The sequence below is a fragment of the Pseudarthrobacter sp. TAF60_1 genome (assembly GCF_052113505.1).
Lineage (GTDB): Bacteria > Actinomycetota > Actinomycetes > Actinomycetales > Micrococcaceae > Arthrobacter.
Map to the genome: position 1 here is coordinate 1 of NZ_JBFRDI010000044.1, position 1,109 is coordinate 1,109.

Sequence of the window (1,109 nt, forward strand, 5' to 3'; positions counted from 1 at the left end):
TTTTATCGACGGCGGAATGACGGTGGTGGTCTGATGCGCGGTCATCTGGCGGGTACGTCAGCGGTGACCCGGGATACCGGCGGAACCGGCGCGGCCGCAGAACCGGTGCTGCCGGTCTCGGGTCCGGCGGTGGTCGCGTACGCGGCCGGAGACCTGCGGATCGAGGAGATGCCGTTGGCGGCCCCGGGCCCGGACGAGGCAGTGGTGGAGGTTGCCTATGGCGGGATTTGCGGGTCGGACCTGCATTACTGGCTGCACGGCGCGGCGGGGGAGTCGATCCTGAAGGCGCCGATGGTGCTGGGGCACGAGATTTCCGGGACCGTGGTAGTAGCCGCTGCGGACGGCACCGGCCCGGCGGCGGGCACGAACGTGGCGGTCCATCCCGCGACGCCCGGCCCGGGTGACGGGACGGTGCGCTACCCGGCGGACCGGCCGAACCTGTCCCCGGGCTGCACCTACCTGGGGTCCGCCGCGCGGTTCCCGCACACCGACGGGGCGTTTGCCCGCTACGTGAACCTCCCGGCCAGGATGCTCCGGGCCCTCCCGGCGACGATGGACCTTCGCACCGCGGCGCTGATCGAGCCGGCGTCGGTGGCCTGGCACGCCGTCGCCCGGTCCGGGAACGTGGCCGGGAAGTCCGCCCTGGTGATCGGGTCCGGCCCGATCGGTGCCCTGGCGGTCGCGGTCCTCAAACGTGCCGGCGCAGCGCGGATCACCGCCGTGGACGTCCACGCCAAACCGTTGGAAACCGCGACGGCTGTCGGCGCGGACCAGGTCCTGCAGGCCGGGGACAAGGACGCGATCGCGGCCGTGCAGGCTGACGTTGTGATCGAATCCTCCGGCAGCCACCACGGCCTGGCCTCGGCCATCCAGGGCGCGGCCCGCGGCGGGACCGTGGTCATGGTCGGGCTCCTGCCCACCGGACCCCAGCCGGTCCTGATCTCCCTGGCCATCACCCGCGAACTGGACCTGCGCGGATCCTTCCGCTTCAACAACGAAATCGACGACGTCATCACCGCCCTCGCCGACGGCACCCTGCACATCGAACCCGTCATCACCCACGACTACCCGCTCACCCAGGGCCTGGAGGCCTTCACCACCGCCAAAAA

General features: G+C 71.5%; 1 protein-coding gene. It reads left to right on the forward strand.

Features of this window, described 5'->3' with window-relative positions; genetic code table 11:
- Nucleotides 1-33: 33 nt before the first annotated feature.
- Nucleotides 34-1,109: L-idonate 5-dehydrogenase (locus AB4Y73_RS20405; protein ID WP_441874504.1), on the forward strand; the 1,076-nt coding region annotated here is incomplete at its 3' end.